The organism is Lysinibacillus sphaericus (assembly GCF_005217585.1).
Taxonomy (GTDB): domain Bacteria; phylum Bacillota; class Bacilli; order Bacillales_A; family Planococcaceae; genus Lysinibacillus; species Lysinibacillus sphaericus.
Genome location: NZ_SZPT01000001.1, coordinates 191,379 through 214,385 on the forward strand (window position 1 = coordinate 191,379; position 23,007 = coordinate 214,385).

Here is a 23,007-nt window from a genome sequence, read left to right on the forward strand (position 1 = left end):
AAAAGAAGTGAAAGGAGTGTTGTTTATGACAGTAGCACAAATTGTTATTGAACATTTACGACAAGAAGATTATCCAGCTTATTTGGAAGTGCTAGTGGACAGTTATGCGCAGTATGAGAAAGATTACAAAGACCCAGCGCATTGGGCTCAATATTTACAAGATATTCGGTCGTCTGTTGGCAATCCAAATGCAGAGACAATATTAGTTGCAAAGCGTGAGCAGGAAATTGTAGGAGGCTTGCAACTATTTACAAATGCTGAAAAAGCATACGGTCTTCCTGAACTTGGTATTGAGTCAACGATTGTACGCTTATTAGCAGTTCATCCGAAAGGGAGGGGGCAAGGTGTGGCTAAAAAATTATTACAAGAAAGTTTTGCCTTTGCTCGCAAGCGTCAGGATCAATCTCTCTATTTACATTCTGGTGATATTATGCAAGTTGCGATCAACCTCTATTTATCACTCGGTTTTGTCCGAGACGAGTCAAAAGAGTTTTATAAAGGCGATATCTTGGTGAAAAGCTTCCGCTATGATTTGTAACGAATAACCCGCTGAAAAGTAACCAGCGGGTGTTGTTAGATGTTTCAAAAAAATCATTTATGAAGAAGATTATCTCATCGAAACAATGGTTCCACGTGCACTTGAACAGAGCGTGACATAAGTGCCTGTCACCTTTAATCATGTTCAAAACACGACCTTCTCCTTAGTTGGAGGGGTCGTGTTTTTTCTCAATTAATGAAAGTGAAAATATATCGCTACTACAAGTTGAAAATTTTTCCTGGATTCATAATATTATGTGGGTCAAGTGCTGCCTTAATGCTTTTCATAACAAGTAATGAGGCACCGTGCTCCATTGATTGATATTTCATCTTCCCAATCCCTACACCATGTTCTCCTGTACAAGTTCCACCGCGAAGCAATGCATACTGTACAATATGTTCGTTAAAACGGTCAGCTTGAGCCTGTTCCTGCGCATTCGTTGGGTCTAACATTAATAGAGCATGGAAATTGCCGTCTCCGACATGTCCGACAATGCCTCCTACTAGACCGACAGTATTTAATTGTTCGCGTGCATAGAGTATCGTTTCTGCCAATTTTGAAATCGGTACACAGACGTCAGTTGACATTAGTTTTTTACCAGGGTACGCATGAATATATGCATAGGCTAAAGAATGACGTGCCTCCCACAGCTTATTGCGTGCTGCATTGTCTTGTTCAAATTGGACACTCTTACAGCCGAAATCCTCAAAGATTTCTGTAGCAAATTCAATATCTGCACGCATACCTGCATCGTTGCCGTGGAATTCTAAAAATAGCGTAGGTTTTTCATCATACGTTGTTTCATTATAAATATTCACTTGTGTAATAGAAGCTTCATCGACTAGTTCAACGCGACCAACGGAGATGCCAGCCTGCAATAATGCGGCTACTGCACTGACAGCATCGCCCACTGTTTCAAAGACAGCACGGCCAGCAGTCACGAATTCTGGAATACCGTAAACTTGCAATGTCAGCTCTGTAAAGCATCCTAACGTACCTTCTGAACCAACAAATAAACCGTTCAAATGATAGCCAGAAGAAGATTTCGCTGCTAAGTTGCCCGTATGAATGACAGTTCCGTCAGCAAGTACTACTTCTAAATCCCGTACTTGGTCGCGCATTACACCGTAACGAACTGCTGTCGTACCGCTGGCGTTTGTTGCAGCCATACCACCAAGTGTCGCATCTGCTCCAGGATCTACCGTAAATTGTAGCCCATGTTTTTTAAGTTCTTTATTTAATTGTGCACGTGTCACACCTGGTTGCACTTTCACTAATAAATCTTCTGGACGAATCTCTAAAATTGCATTCATTTCAGAAAAATCGATAGATATCCCTTTTTCAATCGGAATAGAATTGCCTTCTAAACTTGAGCCAACACCAAATGGGACAACGGGTATAAGATTAGCATGTGCGATTTTCATGATGGCACTTACGTCTCCTGTAGAACGTGGGAAGACGACGATATCAGGTAAATTCATCGCATGATGAGATTCGTCTTTGCCATGTAGTTCTCGTACTGTGTCGTTTGTCGACACTTGCTCATCCGATAATACCTCTCTAAGTTGATTTACTAGTAGCTCTATTGCAACAGTCATTCCAATCCCTCCAAACTTTCTGATAAATCTAATTTATCATGCGATTAGTGGAATTGGAATGAAGTGTTCATAAAAAATCAGTGTGCAAATACTTTTTCAAGCTTTTGAACGAATGCATCTTGTTCTTCAGCAGTTGATTGTTGCCACCATTTTTCGAAAAATACACCAAGCCCAGGTAGTAGATGCTCCTCACCACGTGAAATAGCATCTTGCACTATATCCTTAAATTCTGCTGCGGATTGCCCATGTACGTTTGCTGAAATGGCATCTCTTATTTGAAAATTCATCTATTTCGCCTCCTTAGTCATAATGTGTCCAGCGAAAAAAGAAATATGTATTAAATGAAGGTAAAACATATGATTTGTTTAAATACTTCTTATTATTTGTGCTAAATTAAGGCGATTTTTTAAAAGTTTCGTTGATGATTTTTTATAAAAGCGTTTGTCGACGATTTGGTAGCCGCACGTTAAGCTAGTATCACCTAGGAATAATGGACTGTGCACAAGTCGTTAGGAAAGTAATAGTGTCACAAGACAAGCACAAACAACTTCTTTCGCCACAACAGCCATTTGAGGAAATATTAGAATTAGTCCAACCGATGATTACTTCTATTTTATTAAAGTGCCATATTTACAAAGACTTTGCGTATTATCGCCATATTGCAGCAATTGCTGTGTGGAAAGCTTATCAAAAGGCCAATCCATCGAACGGGCAGTTTTCTGCATATATTTATTCAACTGTTAAAGGGGAAATTTTGAAAGAACTGACAAAGAATAAACAATTCCAAGACAACGTGACATTTGTAGCTGACGACAAATTAAACAGTATAAGATGTCAGCAGGAACAGATTAACCGACTAGAGGCTTGTTTATTAGTAGATACAATCATGGGTAATTTAAAAGAGGTAGACCGAAAGATACTGCAACTTTATTACCTAGAAGGCTATACGTATGATGAAATAGCTAAAGAACTATCTCTGTCTGTTGCTGCAGTCAAAAAGAGACGTACAAGACTGATATATAAGCTCCGTAGTCTCTACCGTCGATAAAGAAATTACTACAAAAAGATAGTAAAAGTATGCTAATATCAAAATAAATTGAATATTAGCATACTTTTGCTTGATGCATACAAAGTCTAATAAAAGTGCTATGATTTGTAAGAAGTCTAAGATATATACAATTTCAATGTCTTTGCTATGAATTAATGGGTATATATACCCGTCTATTTAAAATGAGTATAACTTGGTATGGAGGGTTAGTATTGGAAAACGCGCGTAATAATATAGTTATAGACAAAAAGGAGCTTGGATTTAGTGCGATACCGTTGCTACTATTACTACCACTAATCGTTTTTAACCATCAGCTTTTTGCTATTTTTGAAGGTAGCTTTGTTTATTTAAGTTTAATCATGAAAATTTTTATCGTTGTATTTACTATGACCATTGCTATTCATTCATGGTTAATCTTTTCACAGCTATTATCAAATCAAACATTATACATAGGTAGTATATTTTTTGTTGTTGCTTTGTTAGAAATTGCGAACATTGTCTTAGCAGTTTCTCAAAGCCTAGACTTAATGTTACTAAGCGTTTGGATACAGATTTTCATGCGCTTTGCTTTAGTAATTGGTGTATTACTAATGCTTGTAAAGCCTAGAAAAAAGTTAACGTTGGCACATCGTAGGATTGCTTATGGCATTGCGGTTTTATCTGTTGCAATGGTACTCATCATGTTGTATAAGGCACAGCCTTTTATTGATGATAGTCCATTAGTGACAACAATACAAAATAGTGCGCAATTATTGACTGCGGTTTTACAAGGTGTTTCAATCTATTTTTTAAGCAATCATTATAAGGAGGCACCAAAACAAACTGGATGGCTAATGAGTGGGTCTGCTTATTTGATTTTGAGTGATTTGTTATTTGTTTGTAGCTATAACTTCAGTGGTATTTGGATGTTCGCTGCACTCTTTTATCAATTTTTTGCGTATTATATTTTTCTAAAGGCAATTTACTATACGTCAGTTGAAAAGCCCTATCAACAGCTATTAAAAATTAAGCTAGACTTGGAACAATCGCAACAGGAGCTAACTTTTCAAGCTTATCATGATGATATTACCCAACTTCCGAATGAGCGTCTTCTTTTAAAAACATTAAAGGAGAAGCTACATAAGGATGGTAGGCAACAACAGGCCATTATCTCCATTGAAATTGATCGTCTAGCAACTATTAGTGACTCCTTAGGCATTAGTTATTCCAATAAGATGATGAAACTTGTAGCTGAAAGAATTCAAGCGATGCTACCACCCCATTATTTTGCCACAAAGTTACGGGAGAGCCAGTTTGTCATTTTTATTCATCATGTACAAACAAAAGAAGAATTGATCCAGTTTTGTTTGAATTTAAAAAACGTTATGAATCAGCCGCTGCAAGTACAACTTTTTTCATTAAAAGGCAATGTCAATATTGGCATTGCATTCAATGACGCCAATTGTACGGCTGAACAATTATTGACGCATGCACAGCTAGCGATGCGTGAAGCGAGTCAATTACCGCAACGACTTCTTTTTTACCAACAGCATATGTCAACCGGTGTGGCAGATCGTATTTTATTAGAGCAGGAGTTACATAGGGCGCTCGAGCGACAGGAGTTTTATTTGGTTTATCAGCCACAAATTAACTTGAAAACAGGAAAAATAGAATCAGTCGAGGCGCTAGTGCGCTGGCGTCACCCAGAGCGTGGACTTGTCCCACCTGATACGTTTATCGAGATAGCAGAAGAGTCAGGGCTTATTATTCCTCTGGGAAAATGGATTCTTGAAACAGCATGCTTGCAAGTAAAAGCATGGGAAGCGCAAGGTTTGCCGCCAATGAAAGTTGCGGTTAATTTATCTCTTGGCCAATTATTTCAGCAAGATTTAGTACAAATGGTGAGAGAGATTTTACAACGAAGTAAGTTGGAACCAAGCTATCTTCAATTGGAAATTACAGAAAGTATGACAATGAATATTGATCAAATGACGCAGCTTTTACATGAATTAAAAGCACTAGGGATTCAAATAGCTGTCGATGATTTTGGGACAGGTTACTCGTCTTTGTCGTATTTAAAAGATTTTCCAATCGACTGTTTAAAAATTGATCGTGCTTTCGTACATAATATTCAACATGACCCAAATGATGAAGCGCTTGTATCCATGATCCTTTCAATGGCAAAGCATTTACGTTTAAAAGTTGTCGCTGAGGGGATAGAGGAAATTGCACAACTTGCTTTCCTTGTTGCAGGGGATTGCGATTATATACAAGGTTATTTATTTAGTAAGCCTATTTCAGCTGAACAGCTTGCAACAACGTTTAATGACTTACATATGCATGCAAATGATATTTTAGAGCGTTTTAAATACGGGGAAGAATACAGCATTTAAAAAGATAGTAAATGAAAATGGTAAATCCGCTTTGACTTAATTAGGCTGCAACAAGGTTGCATCTAATTAAGTACAATGCGGATTTTTGGGGAGTCCTTATTTTTTTAATGAACGAGGTATTCTTCTTTCAGTTCTGAAATATTGACTTCAGAGCGTTCTTCTAGCGAGCGTCGTAAATGAACAGTGGCTGTTTTGCGATCATCATGTAGCTTGTCAATCCATATCGAAACGCCATTGTAGCTCACTTCATATTCCGATGGAGAGGCAACAATTTCTTGTGCGCGTTGATACTCCAATTGAATACCCCCTTATTTTTTTTGCTTGTTTTTCGTCACAGCATTAATAAGTTCTGTGAATTCTTGAGAAAACTCTTCTTTTACTTTATCAGGTGCGATTTTTTGGTTTTTTGGTGTCTGTGGTAATGAGCCTTTATTTTGGCTTTTCCCTTGTTTATTATCTCTTCCCATGTGTGCTGTCTCCTTTCAGTTTTGATATTTCTTAATATGGCTTTCAAGTGCTATTTTTATCATGGGAAATACTAGGGAAACGTAAGAAATTCATGAAGGAATGTCAAAAGGTTTTGCCAAGATTCATAAAAGCTTATGAAAGATAGCGTTTCGGGAAATTCTAGTAGTAGTCCTTATTTTTTTATAGAGAAATCATTTTCTAATAGTGCCCAATTTTGAGGGAATGGAAAACCTAAAGCCCAATAGCTTACACCACGAAGATGATACTGCTTGAGTAGATCGAATTTAGCTTGTGCGCTTCTGGCGTCTTCAAACCAAACCTCATGATTTCTTCCTTGCTGATCAACGTAGCGGAAAAATGGTGATTGTGTAGTGCGATCATATTGAATAGTAGCGCCAAATTGTTTGGCTCTTCTAATGGCCTCTTGCGGGCTAAAGGTTTCCGCTTCTTGCCCTTTGACATGAGGAACTAGCCAATCCCGAGCATAAATTTGAAAGCCTAAAAAAATTTTATTAGCGGGTATTACTGTTAGAGCGTATTCTACAACTTTCTTCATTTCATTGATGGGCGAGATGGCCTGCGGAGGTCCAAGGCGATAGCCCCATTCATAGGTCATTAACACAACAAAATCCACAATTTTGCCATGAGCCTCATAATCAAATGCTTCATATGTTGACCCTGCTGGAGAAGACCTTGTTTTTGGAGCAAGTGCAGTTGATACTAAATAACCTTGCGGGTGCAGACGATCAACGGCTAATTGAAGGAATTGGTTGTATAGTTCTCGGTCTGTCGGTAGAACATTTTCAAAGTCTATGTTTAACACTTTATAGCCTTTATCCTGCATCACATGTAAGATAGTATCCATCACTTTTACACGTAACTGTTCGTTAGATAAAATAATATGGGCTAAGTTGGAGCCGCTTTCTGTAGACGTAAAATTTGTAATAGTTAGCATTGGTAGGATGTTTTGCGATTGTGCTGCGTCAATCATTGCTTGATCATTAATCGGTTGTAATGTACCGTCTTCCTCTATCATATAAGCAAACGGGCTAAAAAAAGTGAGAAGATGACCGATTGCATGCAATGACTGAACAGCTTCTTCAGGCGGTTGATACGTATAAGCATTTACTTCAATAGTAGGCTTGGCTCTAGGAATAACTAACTGTGAACCGACATAAATCATATTTGGGTTTGTCATGCTATTTTCTTCTACAATTGCTTGAACAGTTGTACCATAGTTGCTAGCGATTTGTGATAATGTTTCGCCAGCTTGTACAGTATGTGTAATGGGCGGAATAATCAGTTTTGTTCCAGGTGATAAAACATTCGGATTCGTAAGGTGATTCATATGAATAATTGATTGCATTGATATGTTATATTGTTTGGCAATTCTCGATAATGTGTCACCTTTTTTGACGATATGCGTTGTGTAAGCAGAAGGAATAACGAGTGATTGTCCGATTATTAATTGATTTGGGTTAGGTAACGCATTTAAATGAGTAATTGCTTGCAGTGGCGCAGCATAACGGTTTGCAATGTGCCATAATGTTTCACCCGCACTAACTACATGTATTAACATTGTTCTCCCCCTAATAGGTTTTGTTAATGCATCATATGAAACAAAATGGATAGCTGATGATGAAATGCCATGTTATTTTTCATTCTTTCCCATTTTAAAATGCATATTTTTTCCTCATTAAATATACATAGTATAGTACATGCACATTGCATTATTGGAGAAAGGGGCTGTATGTTGAAGAAAGTAAAGCTCACAGGAAGAATTGTTAGTCCAGTTGATCTAGATTACGATGAAGCGAGGACAAATAATAACTTAAGTTTGCCAAAATTCCCGAGTAAAATTGTCTTTTGCCAAAGGACAAAAGATGTCGTGAACGCTTTAAGATGGGTTAGGGAAAATAATGAGGACTTCCGAATAAGGAGTGGGCGTCATAGTTATGAAAATTATTCCTTAATCAATCACGGTCTAGTCATTGATGTGAGTGAAATGAACGACATAACCATTAATTTAGATTATGGAACTGCTCGCATTGAGGCGGGTGCGAACTTAGGGCAAGTATACCGTACATTATGGGAACATGGTATGACAATTCCAGGAGGAACTGAAAGTAGTGTAGGAATTGTGGGTTTAACGCTTGGTGGAGGTATCGGTATGCTTTCTCGTCCTTTTGGGCTTACTTGCGATCAATTAATGGAAATTGAAATGGTTGGAGCGAGTGGCCATCAAGGAGCGGAGCTGATTCGAGCAAATCGGCAGATGAATAGTGATTTATTTTGGGCTAGCTGTGGTGGCGGTGGGGGGAATTTCGGAGTTGTTACAGCACTTACATTTAAGTTACATCCTATAGCGGAAGTGTCTCTTTTCCATATTTCTTGGGACTGGGATGATTTTGAGATTGCTTTTGATGCATGGCAAAAATGGGCGCCTTTTACAGATGAACGTTTAACCTCACAAATAGAGTTAAAAGCAAAGGAAGTGGGGGAAGTTGTTGTGCAAGGTATATTTGTTGGCGCACCATCAGAATTAAAAAAGCTGTTACGACCATTAAGAAAAAGCGGGTCACCAACGGATCTATGGATAAAAGAAGTGCCTTATATGAAGGCAGTTCGATTTTTTGATGTTCCGAGTGGTAACCAGCCGGCACTCCGTAAAAGATCAGGTTCCTTTATTGAAAAACCATTTCCGCATGCTGCCATCTTGACTATGAAGCAATTTTTAGCAAATGCACCTAACAGAAATGCGAGCATCTGGCACCAATCGCTTAGAGGTGCTGTTAGTCACATTGCACCAAACCGTACTGCCTATTACTATCGCGATGCTCTTATTGCCCAAGAGTACATCACTTCATGGGAACAAACTCAAGATGAAAAGGAAAATATTCAGTGGGTGGAAGATGTAAGAAGGACATTATCCCCGTTTACAATGGGGGATTATGTGAACTTTCCAGATCAATCGATTGAAAACTGGCCAACTGCATACTATGGACGTAATTTCAGACGGTTAAGAGAAGTGAAAACCAAATACGATCCATTCAATGTATTTCGATTCCAGCAAAGTATTCCTCCGATTCGAAAGTGGCTGTAGTTCCCTTATAAAGTAAAGTTGGAACCTAAGAGAAAAAGTGTTAGATTGAGCGCTTATAATCTAACACTTTTTTGCTATGTTTTAAAGATAAACTGGCGATTTCTCGGTAGCTTGCATGCCCCTCATTTGTACTGTTACACAGGGGTTGCCGTTGTAGCTAGCTACTAATTTATACGCTTGTAAAAGCGCTATTTTTACAGAGAAAATGGAAAAACACAGAGCCTTTGTTTCGAAATTATTAAAAAATTATGTCACGATGCCTTTTATTATTCATTTCATACTCGTTATTTCCCTTGATAATTATTGAATACATCGTCAAAATGGAGATATTACATATATTTCTAGAGGGAGTAAATGCGATGAAGGATGTAGTTGTACGCAATAATGTGAAAATAATCGGCAAAGGGAAGCAACCAATTTTATTTGCACATGGATTTGGTTGCGATCAAAATATGTGGCGTTATATTACACCTGCATTCGAGGAACACTATCAAATTATTTTATTTGATTATGTTGGTTCAGGTAATTCTGATTTTAATGCCTATCAATCTCAAAAATACCAGTCACTTCAGGGCTACAAGCAGGATGTTTTGGATATCATTGAGACACTTGAACTGCAACAGGTCATTTTTATTGGTCATTCTATTAGTTCAATGATTGGCTTACTTGCCTCCATTGAACGCCCAGATTATTTTGAAAAACTAATCATGATTGGCCCTTCACCTCGTTATTTAAATGATAGAGATGGCTATGTTGGTGGATTTGAGCTAAGTGACATTATGGAAATATTAGATATGATGGAAATGAACTTTTCAGGTTGGGCTAGTTTTCTAGCGCCTATTGCTATGAATAATCCCGAGTCTCCAAAATTTACAAATGAGCTTGAACAAACATTTAAATCAGCAGACCCAGTCATTGCAAGGGAGTTTGCGGAAGTTACTTTTTTATCGGATCATCGAAGTGACTTATCTAAGGCAAGTATTCCTATTTTAATCATGCAATGTTCGGATGATAGTATCGTTCCGATTGAAGTTGCAGAATATCTACATCAGCATTTAAAAGCTAGCACGTTGCGTTTAATGACAGCAAAAGGCCATTATCCACATATTAGCCATCCGCAAGAAACGATTGACTTAATTACACAATTTCTTTAATGGAAAATGAAAGGATTATTATCAGAAATGGATAAACGATTGAACTATGCACCTTGTGGATTTATTGCCATTACACTTGATGGCATCATGATTGAGGTGAATCAGACCTTTCTGCAGTGGATGGGTTATGAACGGGTGGATATATTACACCAGCATATTGAAATTCTAATGTCCAAGCCTAACAAAATGATTTTTCATTCATTTTTTTACCCGACCATTAATTTGTACGATTATGTGGAAGAATTATTCATCAGTTTAAAGCATGACAATGGTACAGCCATTCCTTTTCTGTTGAACGGTCGGAAGTATGCGGTGGGAGAGGTTGAATGTATTGATTGCGTTTTAGTGCCGATGAAAAAGCGCATTGATTATGAATTAGAATTACGTGCGGCTAAAAAGCAACTAGAGGCGGCTTATTTAGAAAAGGATCAAGCATTAGCAAAATTAAAGCAAATCCATTTGGCAATTGAGCACAAACAAGAAGAGTTATTATCTATGAATGCCACGCTTGTAGAACTTTCCATTACGGATAAGCTAACAGGTTTGAAAAACAGAAGATTTTTTCAAGAAAAGCTTGAAGAACAGCTTGCTATGTTCAGGAAATCGGCGATCCCTTTCTCACTATTAATTTTGGATATCGATCATTTTAAAAGGGTCAATGATACATTCGGACATCAAGTAGGAGATGAGGTGCTTGCCCAATTGGCACAAATTTTAGATGCACAAGCTCGTCCAAGCGATGTAGTAGCGCGCTATGGTGGGGAAGAATTTGTCATCATTTTACCTGATACCAGTGTCGATGATTGTTGGACTATTGCTGAACAACTTCGTCAAACGGTTGAGCAGGCTCAATGGCAGACAGGAAGAATTACGATAAGTATCGGCATTGCCACAGTAACCGAGAACGATTCCGATGCGACGATTTTGAAAAAGGCGGATCAGGCTTTATATACTTCGAAAGAGAACGGAAGAAACAAAGTGAGTTTGTTTGAGTGACTGGCACGCAAACAATTCTGACAATTTGCTGTGTTTTACTGGACTATGTAATTTGCGGTTTTCTACTGTATAATAATGAACAGTAAATAGGATAAAGGCGGTACAAACTACGATGAAAAGAATAGAATCTACGCAAAATGCGTTAGTGAAATATTGGAAAAAGCTGGCAAATACGCGAAAAGAGCGTGAACGTTCGGGTGAGTTTTTAGTGGAAGGCTTCCATTTAGTAGAAGAAGCGTTGAAAAACAATAATCAAGTGTTACAGCTAATCGTGCGCGAGGGTGTTGATTTACCGTTGCTATGGCCAATCGACAATGTAGCAATGGTGGAAGTAACAGCAGCTGTAGCAAAAGAATTTGCGGAAACAGAGACCTCTCAAGGAGTTTTTGCGGTATGCAAACAGCTAGCGGTAGAAGAAGATACAATGGCTTCTTGGCGCAAGGTACTTCTCATCGATGCTGTGCAAGACCCAGGTAATATTGGCACAATGATTCGAACAGCGGATGCGGCTGGTCTGGATGCAGTGATTTTAGGCAAAGGTTGTGCAGATTTATATAACCCAAAAACATTGCGTTCTGCCCAAGGGTCACATTTCCATATTCCCGTAATCCGCGGTGATTTGGAAGATTGGATTGATATGCTTCAGGACAATGGTGTACCTGTATTTGGGACAGCTCTTGATGAGGATGCAGTCGTGTATCATGAAATTCAGCATACTGGTGCATTTGCGATTATGATGGGCAATGAAGGCAGTGGCATTAATCCACAACTATTAGCGATGACAGATCAAAACATTATTATTCCCATTTTCGGACAAGCAGAATCGTTAAATGTCGCTGTTGCAACAGGTATTGTGTTATATGGCTTTGTTAAATAGAAATTGGTGTGTAAATGGAAAGAAATACCGATAAACAAGTGTAAATCGCCGGTAAAGTAAACCTTCCAACAACGCCGATAGAACAATGCTAAAGTCAAGCTTGCACAGATGCCCCTTGATTTGAAGTGGTATCATATTGTATAATCACATTTAAAATGTAATTCTGTATAAGGAAATGCTTTGACCAGGAAGTAGTAAAGATTGTGAATGGACGACAGGGAGCGTAGGTCGGAGATTGAGAGCCAGCGCCGAACCAATGCAATTTTGAATTCATCCTGCGAGCAGCTACCGGGACCAGCAAGAAAAGATGCTGTAAAGGTAAGCCGGCTTCAATCGAGTCGTTATGGCAATGAAGTGATTGTGCGCACCAAAAGCGCGCAATAACTAGGGTGGTACCGCGAATATGTCCTCGTCCCTTTTTTGGGGGCGAGGTTTTTTTATGCCATTTGAGCAAGCGGGCATTTATATGATCAAGGAGGTTTTTTACATGGAAGAGCAATTAAAGCAGTTAGAACAAGAAGCGCTAGCAAAAATTGAAGCAGCAGCAAATTTAAAAGAATTAAATGATGTGCGTGTCGCTTATTTAGGGAAAAAGGGACCTATCACAGACTTGCTAAAAGGAATGGGGAAATTATCGGCTGAAGAACGTCCAAAAATGGGTGCTTTAGTTAATACAGTTCGTGAAAATGTTACAGCAGTGTTAGAAACAAAAGCAACTGTATTAGAAGAAGCGGCAATTGCCGAAAAATTAGCAAGTGAGTCGATTGATGTCACATTACCAGGGCGTGCTATTAAAGTAGGTAACCGTCATCCTTTAACACGCGTTATTGAAGAAATTGAAGATTTATTTGTCGGTATGGGTTATGAAATTGCAGAAGGCCCAGAAGTGGAAAAGGATTACTATAACTTTGAAGCGTTAAACTTACCAAAAGGTCACCCTGCACGTGATATGCAGGATTCATTCTATATTTCCGAGGAAATATTATTACGTACACATACGTCTCCAGTTCAGGCACGTACAATGGAAGCGAAAAAAGGCGAGTCAATTCGTATTATTTGTCCAGGGAAAGTATTCCGTCGTGATAATGATGATGCAACACACTCTCACCAATTTATGCAAATTGAAGGTTTAGTTATTGGTGAAAATATTCGTATGAGTGATCTGAAAGGGACATTAGATACACTAGCAAAAAAAATGTTCGGTGCTGACCGTGAAATTCGTTTGCGTCCAAGTTTTTTCCCATTCACAGAGCCATCTGTTGAGATGGACATTTCTTGCTTCAAATGCGGTGGTGCAGGTTGTAACGTATGTAAAGGCACAGGCTGGATTGAGATTTTAGGTGCAGGTATGGTACATCCAAATGTACTTGAAATGGCTGGTTATGATCCGAAGAAAGTTTCTGGTTTCGCATTTGGTATTGGGGCAGAACGTATCGCTATGTTGAAATATGGCGTCGACGATATTCGTCATTTCTATACAAGTGACACACGTTTCTTATCACAATTCGAGCGAACAGAGGCGTAAGGGGGACTATAAATGTTAGTATCATTAGAATGGTTAAAAGATTATGTAAGTACAAAAGGCTTAGCGCCTGAAGAATTAGCAGAAAAAATTACTCGCTCAGGCATTGAAGTAGACGCAGTAATTGACCGTGCAAGCGGTATGGATAAAATTGTAGTCGGCTATGTTGTATCAAAAGAAAAGCACCCTGAAGCCGATAAATTAAATATTTGCCAAGTAGATGTTGGAGAAGAAGTGCCACAACAAATTATTTGTGGAGCGCCAAACGTGGATGCAGGTCAAAAAGTCATTGTTGCTCGCCCAGGTGCACATTTACCAGGTGGCATTAAAATTAAAAAAGCAAAACTACGTGGGCACGAATCGAACGGTATGATTTGTTCATTACAAGAGCTTGGTATTGAAGGGAAAGTAGTACCGAAAGCTTATGCAGAGGGCATTTATGTGTTACCAGCAGATGCAGAGGTGGGCGCTGATGCGCTAGCGCTTTTAGGTCTTCGTGATACAGTGCTTGAGCTTGGTTTAACACCAAACCGCTCAGATGCGCTTTCGATGTTAGGGGTAGCTTATGAGGTTGGTGCTATTCTATCAGAGGAAGTAAAGTACCCAGAAATCGCTTATAGCACATCTTCTGACAAAGCGGAGGATTTACTAAAGCTTCGTGTAGAAGACTTACAAGCGAACCCAATGTACGTAGCGAAAGTTGTAAAAAACGTTAAAATTGCAGAATCACCAATGTGGTTACAGCACCGTTTGATGGCAGCTGGCGTACGTCCTCACAATAATGTAGTCGATGTGACAAACTATATTTTAATGGAATATGGTCAACCACTTCATGCATTTGACTATGATAGCTTAGCAACAGGTGAAATTGTTGTGCGTAAAGCAACAGAAGGTGAAAAAATCACGACTTTAGATGACCAAGAGCGTACATTAAAGGCATCTGATTTAGTGATTACCAATGGCAAAGAGCCAGTGGCAATTGCAGGCGTAATGGGTGGAGCCAATTCGGAAGTAACAGCATCTACAACGACTGTTGTGATTGAATCTGCTTATTTCGATGGCTTAACAGTACGTCAAACTTCACGCAATTTAGGTCTTCGTTCAGATGCATCAGCTCGCTTTGAAAAAGGTGTTGACCCTAACCGTGTTGTGCCTGCAGCTGAACGTGCAGCGGCATTGCTTGCTGAATTAGCTGGCGGTGAAGTGTTAGAAGGCACTTGTATCGTAGATGAATTAGATAAAACACCAGCACGTGTTGTGGTCTCTCCGGATTTTATTAACGAACGTCTTGGCATGAAAATTTCATTAGAAGATATGCTTTCGATTTTAGAGCGTTTGAAATTCGGTGTAGAAGCAGCAAATGGCTTATTAATCATTGATGCACCAACACGTCGTCAAGATATTAAAATCGAGGAAGATATCGTTGAAGAGATTGCACGTTTATATGGCTACGATGAAATCCCTATGACTTTACCAGAAGGTGCCAACCAAGTTGGACAACTGACAGCGTATCAAGCAAATCGTCGCGTTGTACGTAACTTTATGGAAGGTGCGGGGCTTTATCAAGCGGTTACTTACTCATTAACGTCTGAGGCGTTATCACAACGCTTTGCACTAAAAGCGGAGCCCGTAACACGTTTATTAATGCCAATGAGTGAAGAACGTTCAACACTTCGTCAAAGCTTAATTCCACATTTAATCGAAGCGGCGGCATATAATGTAGCACGTAAAGCGGATAGCGTAGCATTATACGAGGTTGGTTCTGTCTTCCTTGGTCAAACAGCAGAGGGCTTACCGTTTGAGGAAGAGCATGTAGCAGCTGTGTTAACAGGTAAATGGTTAGATCATGCTTGGCAAGGTGAGAAAAAAGAAGTTGATTTCTTCGTCTTGAAAGGTATTATCGAGGGTGTTATTGGCAAACTTGGTTTAACAGAGCGCATTACGTTTGTGAAAGCAGAAGTAGCTGGCTTACATCCTGGTCGTACCGCTAGCATTTTATTAGATGGTGAACAAGTGGGTATTATCGGTGGTTTACATCCTGCGGAGCAAAAAGCATGGGGTGTAAAAGATACGTACGTGATGGAAATGAATCTAGTAGCATTACTACAAGCCAATGCAAGTGAAGCGCCACTTGGCTATAAACCGGTGCCTCGTTTCCCAGCGATGTCTCGTGATATCGCACTTGTTATGAATCGTGCAACAACAGCGGGTGAAGTAGTAACGGTTATTCGTTCGGCAGGAGTGAAACTGTTGAAGGATATTAAAGTGTTCGATGTTTATGAAGGTGAAAAAATGGAGGCAGGTAAAAAATCTGTTGCTTTCTCCCTCACATACTTTGATCCAGAACGCACGTTAACAGATGAAGAAGTTGTTGCTGCGCATAATAAAGTATTGAAAGCCATTGCTACAATTGAAGGAACAGAAGTACGTTAATTTATACTAATTAAAAGCTGTATCGAATACGGAGACAGCGCAGAATGTCGACAAAAGGCATCCAGAGGTTCGCTCTAGATGCCTTTTGTCTTTTTTATATTATTGATGAGCATTACATGAAATAGCTTTCCAAATAGATTCACCTGATTGGAGCAAAGGGTTTACGATGTGCCTGCGGAAAGCGGCCAGCTAGTAGAGAATACCAACAGCAGAAACCCCTATAAATCTATTTTAACTTCCGAGCTTTTTCGGTGTTCGCAAAATGCCATTTTGTAATGGAGCGTAAAAATTCCTCACCTTGTCCACGCCAAATACGTGCTGCTAAGGCATCAACCTTGCTAGATGCACCTTTTTGTAACGCCACGCCAGCAACCTCACTGAGTCGATCCATTTCTTTTAAGAATGCTGCACGCGCCAAAATGGAAGCGGTGGCAACGGAAACATGTAATTGTTCTGCTTTCGTTGAAAATAGGACGCCATCTCGGACAATTTCACGCTCATTTTTTAAATAATTATAATACACCCCGCGTTCTGCAAACTGGTCAATTAAAATATGTGCAGGTTTTTCGGGCGCCATTTTTGCTAATGTATGTCCAAGTGCCTTATTATGCATCATCGCTTTCATTTTGCCTTGTGAATAGCCCTTTGCTTGTAAAGCATTATATTTTTCATTGCGCAATACGAGTACGCTATGAATACATGCCGCACGTAAATCAGGGGCAATTTTTCGCATATAGTCATCCGTCAGCATTTTAGAATCTTTCACGCCAAGTTCATTAATCAATTCTATTTTTGAAGAAGGAACGTAAACGGCTGCCACTGTTATCGGTCCGAAATAATCCCCAGTTCCTGTTTCGTCAGAGCCTAACACAGACATGGCGGCAAAACCTTCAGGAAGTGTATCTCCTTTTGCACCAACATTTGAAGCCTTTTGCGTAGCTGATGCCCCAGAGGTTCCCCATCGTGCGGCTTCTCGCTCAGCACCGCCTCCTTGAAACATACATTTTCCTGATTTATACATCGTAATGGCTGTATCAGGCAGTTTTGCAGCGAACACAACACCAGGTGCTTTTCGCTCCACATAATAATTTGCGTAGTAGGACATTACCTCTTTTTGTGCAGTTGTTGAAATTAAAAGTACAATATTTGACATTAAACCGTTCCTTTCTATCCTCATTGTTCACAATTTTATACCTTTCATGGTATGATAATATATAGCTTTTTTGTATGGACGTTGCTCATAACGAATAACACCGTGAGCAAAAAGATTTTACTGGAGGGTGCGACTATGGAAAATCAAGAAAAGAATAAAATTTCTGTGGAAATATATGGTCATACATATAAAATGGTCGGCTCCGAATCCATTGGACATATGCGACTTGTCGCTTCTATTGTTGATGACCGTATGCGCGAAATGAATTTACATAATCCCTCACTTGATAGCACAAAGCTTGCCGTCCTTACAGCCGTAAATACGGTGCACGATTATTTACTCTTAAAAGAGCAAATAGAATTACTAGAAGAAGAATTGAAAAAATTAAAGGGTTGAAGTAAATGCTAGATTTAATTATATTAGTAGTTCTATTAGGTGGACTGCTAGTGGGGGCAAAACGTGGCTTCATTGTACAAATGATGCATATAGTTAGCTTTGTTGTTGCCCTAATTGTTGCGTATATTTATTATAAGCCATTAGCACAGAAATTTGTGTTTTGGGTGCCATATCCAGGTGTTACAGATTCGGGAAGCCTTGGAGTTGTCATTGACAGCTTAGATTTAGACCGAACATTTTATCGTGTCATTGCGTTTGCGGTTATTTTCTTTGCAGTAAAGATTGCCTTGCAAATTGTGGCATCCATCTTTGATTTCATTGCTTATTTACCAGTGTTAAGTACGGTCAACCGCTGGCTTGGTGCACTGCTTGGCATGATTGAGAATTATTTAATTTTATTTATTGTATTGTATGTTTTGGCATTAGTACCGATTGATTTTATTCAGAATTTAATGTCGAAGTCGTTCATATCAGGCCTTATTTTGGAACATACGCCGATCATTACAAAGATGTTCCAAAATTGGTGGTATATTTATCTCCATGCTTCCTAATAAAATTTGGCATCTACGCATGGAAAATTGAATGTAGTATTCACTCATTTGTCCGTAGAAATCTGCTAAATGGCGAAATTTCTGTTAAGGGCGTAGCTGTTTTGTGCACAAGCAGATTGTAAATTTTGTTGAATGTTGATTGCCTATCGCAATGTAAGCTAAAACAAAGTTGCGCAAAAGCCGTAATGAATAGGCAATAGTAAATGATGCACTTCTCTCGGACTAGAGGGAAGTGTTTTTACGATAGGGGGAATTCTAAATGAACAAAAAAACAATTATTCGTACGTTAGAAAAAATTGCATTATATATGGAGTTGCAAGGTGAAAATCCGTTTAAAGTATCCGCATTCCGCAAAGCTGCAGCAGCATTAGAAGGTGACGAGCGCTCGCTTAGTGAGATGGAGGATGTAACAAAGCTTAAAGGAATCGGTAAAGGTACAGCCGCTGTTATTGAAGACTTAATCGAGACAGGTGAATCGAGTCTGCTTAAAGAATTACAAGAGATTGTACCGAAAGGATTACTGCCATTACTGAAGTTACCAGGCTTAGGTGGCAAAAAGATTGCGAAGCTTCACCAAGAGCTAGGCATAGACTCAGCTGAGAGCTTACAAGCAGCATGTGAAGAGGGTAAAGTGCGCGAGCTAGCAGGCTTTGCCGCCAAAACAGAAGAAAAGATTTTAAAGGAACTAGCTAATTTTGCTAATCGTTCAGAACGTTTGCCAATTTGGCAGCTTGAGCCTGTCGTTTTACAAATTGAAGCACTTCTCGGTAGTATGGAGGAAGTGACGCGTTTTTCCGTAGCAGGCAGTTTCCGTCGTGCATCTGAAACAAGTAAAGATATTGATTTCATTGTTGTAACTGAAGCAATAGAGACAGTACGAGAAAAAATATTGAGTGCACTCGCTATTCAAGAGGTAGTGGCAGCAGGAGATACAAAAATTTCCGTTATTTTAGATTTAGATGATGCTGTAAGTGTTGATTTTCGATTAGTAAAGGATGTTGAGTATGCCACAGCCTTGCACCATTTTACAGGTTCAAAAGAGCATAACGTTCGCATGCGCCAACTTGCCAAAACACGTGGGGAAAAAATTAGTGAGTATGGTGTAGAGCAAGCAGATGGTTCTGTGCTGACATTTGCAGACGAAGCGGCATTTTTTGCCCATTTTGATTTGCCATTTATCCCCCCTAGCTTACGAACAGGGTCAACAGAGTTTGACCGGCAAAGTGAAGTCAAGGATTTAGTTAAGCTAGAGGACATTGTCGCTGATTTGCATATGCATACAACATGGTCAGATGGCGCGTACTCTGTGGCTGAAATGGGTGAAGCGCTAATTTCCCGTGGTTATCAATATAGTGTTATTACCGATCACTCACAATATTTAAAAGTGGCGAATGGTTTGACACCTGCACGATTAGTGAAGCAACGAGCTGAAATTGACGCTTTTAACGAAGCGCATCCTGACTTTTATTTATATGCAGGCACAGAAATGGATATTTTACCAGATGGTTCGTTAGATTTTGATGATGAAGTACTGCGGAAATTGGATTTCGTGATTGCCTCCATTCATTCGAGTTTTACACAGTCACAGGATAAAATAATGGCGCGATTACATACCGCAATGCAAAATCCGTATGTACATATGATTGCTCATCCAACGGGGCGCATTATTGAAGACCGGGCTGGTTATAATCCAAATATCGCGCAGTTGATTGAATGGGCAAAGGAATATGGTAAAATTTTAGAGTTGAACGCCAATCCCTATCGTTTAGATTTATGCGTTGAGCATTTAGAAATGGCTGTTGCAGCAGGTGTACCAGTAGCGATTAATACCGATGCGCATGATATCGCGCATTTACGTTTTATGGATATTGGTGTGCGCTATGCAAATAGGGCATGGCTGAAAAAAGATATGATTGTCAATACATGGACGCGCGAACAGTTCGAGTCGTTCATTCGACGAAATAAATAGGTTGAGGAGGTGTTCTCAGTGATCGCAGACCGCGCATTGAAAACACTAGAATATGATAAGGTACGTCAACAAGTGGCTACATACTGTACTTCTTCAATCGGCAAATCAGCCATTGATGAACTTGTGCCACAAACAGACTTTGAAAAAGTCGTTCAGTTGTTAGAAGAAATGGATGAAGGGCTTTCCATTTTACGTGTAAAAGGCAATGTGCCAATGGGTGGTATTTTCGATGTACGACCAGCAGCAAGACGTGCCCAAATCGGAGGCATGCTTTCAGCGATGGAATTAATGGAAGTGTCTAGTACGATTCGAGCTAGCCGTATACTGCGTAATTTCTTAGAAGATTTAGAGTCAGATGAAATTATTGAAATCCCTCATTTTATCGCTAAAAAGGAAATGATGCCTGTATTAACAGGTTTACAGCATGAAATTAATAACTGTATTGATGATAATGGGGCTGTTTTAGATTCTGCAAGTCAAACGTTGCGCTCCATTCGCCAGTCTCTACGAGCAGAAGAGGCTAAAGTGCGTTCAAAGCTAGAGAGCTTAACACGAGGAAGTAATGCAGCCAAAATGCTTTCAGATGCAATTGTAACGATTCGTAACGACCGTTATGTGATTCCAGTTAAACAAGAATATCGCTATCACTATGGCGGCATTGTGCATGACCAATCATCGTCTGGTCAAACGTTATTTATCGAACCAGATTCAGTTGTACAAGCGAATAATGAAATACACCGTCTCAAAATGAAAGAGCAAGTTGAAATTGAGCGCATTTTGCTTGCTTTAAGTGCGATGGTTGAAGAAGTGGCACCTGATGTATTTAATTTAGTAAAACTATTAGGCGAGATTGACGTTATTTTGGCAAAGGGTAAATATGGCCAAGCCAATAAATGTACGATGCCTAAAATGAACAAAGATGGTTATATTCGACTTGTGCGTGCACGCCATCCGCTATTACCTATCGAAACGGCGGTTGCCAATGACATCGAATTTGGCAAAGATATTACGGCTATTGTAATTACAGGACCCAACACGGGTGGTAAAACCGTGACGTTAAAAACAGTGGGTCTTTGTACATTAATGGCACAAGCAGGCTTACCGGTGCCGGCATTAGACGGTTCAGAGCTAGCGGTATTTGAGCAACTTTTTGCTGATATTGGTGATGAGCAATCGATTGAACAATCGCTTTCAACATTTTCATCACATATGGTGAACATTGTCGACATTTTACAGCAATTTGATCACGAATCACTTGTGCTATTCGATGAATTAGGCGCCGGAACGGATCCACAAGAAGGGGCTGCCTTAGCGATTTCTATTTTAGATGAAGTACATGGTCGCGGCGCTCGTGTTATGGCTACGACGCACTATCCTGAATTAAAAGCATACGGCTATAATCGCCCTGGTGTTGCCAATGCAAGTGTGGAATTCGATATTGAAACGTTGAGTCCAACTTATCGCTTACTTATTGGTGTACCAGGTCGCTCCAATGCTTTTGAAATTTCTAGTCGTCTCGGTTTACCAGAGTCCATTATTGATCGTGCCAAAAACTTCACAGGAACGGATCGACATGAGGTGGAATCCATGATTGCGTCCTTAGAAGCAACACGACGCCAATCAGAGGACGATGCAGAGCGTTCCCATGATTTACTACTAGAGTCCGAAGCACTTCGTAAAGAGCTTCAGGACAAGCTTCAAGCTTACGAAGAACGCAAAGAAGCTCTTGACAAAAAAGCGAAGGAAAAAGCGCGCAAAATTGTCGAAGAAGCAAAACGAGAAGCAGAAACGATTATTTCAGAGCTTCGAGAAATGCGTAAAAACGCTGATCAAGTAGTGAAAGAGCATGAGCTGATTGAGGCGCGGAAACGATTGGAAGAAGCCACTCCGCTTGAGCATAACAAAGTATTGAAAAAAGCGGCTCAAGTCAAGGCGCGTGCACAAAACTTGGTTGTCGGTGATGAGGTAAAGGTGTTAAGCTATGGTCAACGAGGTACGTTGCTTGAAAAAGTATCTGATGTTGAATGGGTTGTACAAATGGGCATTTTAAAGATGAAAATTGCCGATACCGATCTTGAATACATTAAACCAGAGAAAGCGCCTATACAACGAGTTGCCGGTGTGAAAAATCGAGATAGCCATGTGAAATTAGAGTTAGATTTACGTGGGGAGCGCTATGAGGATGCATTAATACGCACTGAAAAATATATAGATGATGCGCTACTTGCAAACTATGGTCGAGTGTCGATTATCCACGGTGTTGGGACCGGAGCATTACGTCAGGGCATTCAAAGTTACCTGAAAAAACATAAACGGGTGAAATCCTTCCGTTTTGGAGAAGCAGGCGAAGGTGGATTTGGCGTCACTGTTGTGGAATTGAAATAAGCTGTAAAGGGGACGGAGAAAATGCTAAATTCTAGCTTTTGGCGATATCCAATTATCGAAACGGCAGGATATTTTAGTGTTGTTGTGTTATGTTTAGTCGTCTCGATGGCATTGTTCGAAGTCGTTACGAAATATAAAAACTGGGAAGAAATAAAAAATGGTAATGTAGCTGTGGCGCTTGCAACGGGCGGTAAAATATTAGGTATTTGTAATATTTTTCGTTATTCGATTGCTCGCCATAGCACGCTGAGTGAAATGATTGGTTGGGGACTATTTGGCTTCACGTTACTAATTGTGGCATATTTCTTATTTGAATTTATGACCCCTCGTTTTAACGTAGATCAAGAAATTGCTAACGACAATCGCTCAGTTGGCTTTATTTCCTTTACGATTTCAGTCGGTTTATCGTTTGTTATTGGGGCAAGTATTGCATAGGAGTGTTAT

20 protein-coding genes are annotated in these 23,007 nt (G+C 39.6%); 14 read left to right on the forward strand and 6 right to left on the reverse strand.

The genetic code is table 11. From position 1 onward, the window contains the following. The first annotated feature begins 25 nt into the window (after window positions 1-25). Window positions 26-538: a GNAT family N-acetyltransferase gene (locus FC748_RS00860; RefSeq protein WP_024363842.1), complete on the forward strand. Its 513-nt coding sequence runs from the start codon at window positions 26-28 to the stop codon at window positions 536-538. 218 nt (window positions 539-756) lie between these two features. Here FC748_RS00860 and FC748_RS00865 read toward each other — a convergent pair whose 3' ends face one another. Together FC748_RS00865 and sspI are read right to left on the reverse strand one after the other, a co-directional pair. Continuing rightward, window positions 757-2,136: an FAD-binding oxidoreductase gene (locus tag FC748_RS00865; RefSeq protein WP_108029939.1), complete on the reverse strand. Its 1,380-nt coding sequence runs from the start codon at window positions 2,134-2,136 to the stop codon at window positions 757-759. Window positions 2,137-2,213: 77 nt separating this feature from the next. Next, on the reverse strand, window positions 2,214-2,423 hold the full coding sequence (gene sspI / locus FC748_RS00870; protein WP_024363844.1) for a small acid-soluble spore protein SspI: 210 nt from the start codon (window positions 2,421-2,423) through the stop codon (window positions 2,214-2,216). Window positions 2,424-2,659: 236 nt separating this feature from the next. Here sspI and FC748_RS00875 point away from each other — a divergent pair, with 236 nt between their 5' ends. Both FC748_RS00875 and FC748_RS00880 read left to right on the forward strand, forming a co-directional pair. Continuing rightward, the gene (locus tag FC748_RS00875) at window positions 2,660-3,184 is read left to right on the forward strand and encodes a sigma-70 family RNA polymerase sigma factor (RefSeq protein ID WP_238600146.1); all 525 of its coding nucleotides are present in this window, start codon (window positions 2,660-2,662) and stop codon (window positions 3,182-3,184) included. A 212-nt stretch (window positions 3,185-3,396) separates the two neighbouring features. Continuing rightward, window positions 3,397-5,556 (forward strand): bifunctional diguanylate cyclase/phosphodiesterase, encoded by a 2,160-nt coding sequence (locus FC748_RS00880; protein WP_238600145.1) that lies wholly within the window; start codon window positions 3,397-3,399, stop codon window positions 5,554-5,556. A 104-nt stretch (window positions 5,557-5,660) separates the two neighbouring features. Here the strand turns inward: FC748_RS00880 and FC748_RS00885 are convergent, their stop codons facing one another. The 3 genes from FC748_RS00885 to FC748_RS00895 all read right to left on the reverse strand — a co-directional run bounded on the left by FC748_RS00885 (window position 5,661) and on the right by FC748_RS00895 (window position 7,603). Further along, window positions 5,661-5,852: an H-type small acid-soluble spore protein gene (locus FC748_RS00885; protein WP_024363847.1), complete on the reverse strand. Its 192-nt coding sequence runs from the start codon at window positions 5,850-5,852 to the stop codon at window positions 5,661-5,663. A 12-nt stretch (window positions 5,853-5,864) separates the two neighbouring features. After that, complete coding sequence (locus FC748_RS00890) at window positions 5,865-6,023, reverse strand: YfhD family protein (RefSeq protein ID WP_105928897.1); 159 nt, start codon at window positions 6,021-6,023, stop codon at window positions 5,865-5,867. A 173-nt stretch (window positions 6,024-6,196) separates the two neighbouring features. Next, window positions 6,197-7,603, reverse strand: a complete 1,407-nt coding sequence (locus FC748_RS00895; protein WP_108029937.1) for a glycoside hydrolase family 18 protein — start codon at window positions 7,601-7,603, stop codon at window positions 6,197-6,199. A gap of 174 nt (window positions 7,604-7,777) precedes the next feature. Here FC748_RS00895 and FC748_RS00900 point away from each other — a divergent pair, with 174 nt between their 5' ends. The 6 genes from FC748_RS00900 (at window position 7,778) to pheT (ending at window position 16,109) form a co-directional block, all read left to right on the forward strand. Then, complete coding sequence (locus tag FC748_RS00900; protein ID WP_108030026.1) at window positions 7,778-9,127, forward strand: FAD-binding oxidoreductase; 1,350 nt, start codon at window positions 7,778-7,780, stop codon at window positions 9,125-9,127. 359 nt (window positions 9,128-9,486) lie between these two features. After that, window positions 9,487-10,281 (forward strand): alpha/beta fold hydrolase, encoded by a 795-nt coding sequence (locus FC748_RS00905; protein ID WP_024363850.1) that lies wholly within the window; start codon window positions 9,487-9,489, stop codon window positions 10,279-10,281. 27 nt (window positions 10,282-10,308) lie between these two features. Continuing rightward, window positions 10,309-11,277: a sensor domain-containing diguanylate cyclase gene (locus FC748_RS00910; protein WP_108029936.1), complete on the forward strand. Its 969-nt coding sequence runs from the start codon at window positions 10,309-10,311 to the stop codon at window positions 11,275-11,277. Between the two features lie 112 nt (window positions 11,278-11,389). After that, window positions 11,390-12,154: a TrmH family RNA methyltransferase gene (locus tag FC748_RS00915; RefSeq protein ID WP_108029935.1), complete on the forward strand. Its 765-nt coding sequence runs from the start codon at window positions 11,390-11,392 to the stop codon at window positions 12,152-12,154. 487 nt (window positions 12,155-12,641) lie between these two features. Then, window positions 12,642-13,679: a phenylalanine--tRNA ligase subunit alpha gene (gene pheS / locus FC748_RS00920; RefSeq protein WP_024363852.1), complete on the forward strand. Its 1,038-nt coding sequence runs from the start codon at window positions 12,642-12,644 to the stop codon at window positions 13,677-13,679. Between the two features lie 12 nt (window positions 13,680-13,691). Beyond that, window positions 13,692-16,109: a phenylalanine--tRNA ligase subunit beta gene (gene pheT, locus FC748_RS00925; protein WP_108029934.1), complete on the forward strand. Its 2,418-nt coding sequence runs from the start codon at window positions 13,692-13,694 to the stop codon at window positions 16,107-16,109. Between the two features lie 226 nt (window positions 16,110-16,335). Here the strand turns inward: pheT and rnhC are convergent, their stop codons facing one another. After that, window positions 16,336-17,262 (reverse strand): ribonuclease HIII, encoded by a 927-nt coding sequence (gene rnhC / locus FC748_RS00930; protein WP_108029933.1) that lies wholly within the window; start codon window positions 17,260-17,262, stop codon window positions 16,336-16,338. A 135-nt stretch (window positions 17,263-17,397) separates the two neighbouring features. Between rnhC and zapA the strand changes: the two genes are divergently transcribed. The 5 genes from zapA (at window position 17,398) to FC748_RS00955 (ending at window position 22,998) form a co-directional block, all read left to right on the forward strand. Further along, window positions 17,398-17,658, forward strand: coding sequence for a cell division protein ZapA (gene zapA, locus FC748_RS00935; RefSeq protein ID WP_024363855.1), 261 nt, complete (start codon window positions 17,398-17,400; stop codon window positions 17,656-17,658). Between the two features lie 5 nt (window positions 17,659-17,663). Next, window positions 17,664-18,209, forward strand: a complete 546-nt coding sequence (locus tag FC748_RS00940) for a CvpA family protein (RefSeq protein WP_024363856.1) — start codon at window positions 17,664-17,666, stop codon at window positions 18,207-18,209. 259 nt (window positions 18,210-18,468) lie between these two features. Beyond that, window positions 18,469-20,178 carry a DNA polymerase/3'-5' exonuclease PolX gene (gene polX / locus FC748_RS00945; RefSeq protein WP_108029932.1) on the forward strand — a complete coding sequence of 570 codons (1,710 nt, stop codon included), beginning with the start codon at window positions 18,469-18,471 and terminating at the stop codon, window positions 20,176-20,178. A gap of 18 nt (window positions 20,179-20,196) precedes the next feature. Continuing rightward, complete coding sequence (locus tag FC748_RS00950) at window positions 20,197-22,563, forward strand: endonuclease MutS2 (RefSeq protein WP_024363858.1); 2,367 nt, start codon at window positions 20,197-20,199, stop codon at window positions 22,561-22,563. Window positions 22,564-22,584: 21 nt separating this feature from the next. Next, a complete protein-coding gene (locus FC748_RS00955) occupies window positions 22,585-22,998 on the forward strand; it encodes a DUF350 domain-containing protein (protein WP_010860124.1) in 414 nt (137 codons plus the stop codon). Window positions 22,999-23,007 lie beyond the last annotated feature (9 nt).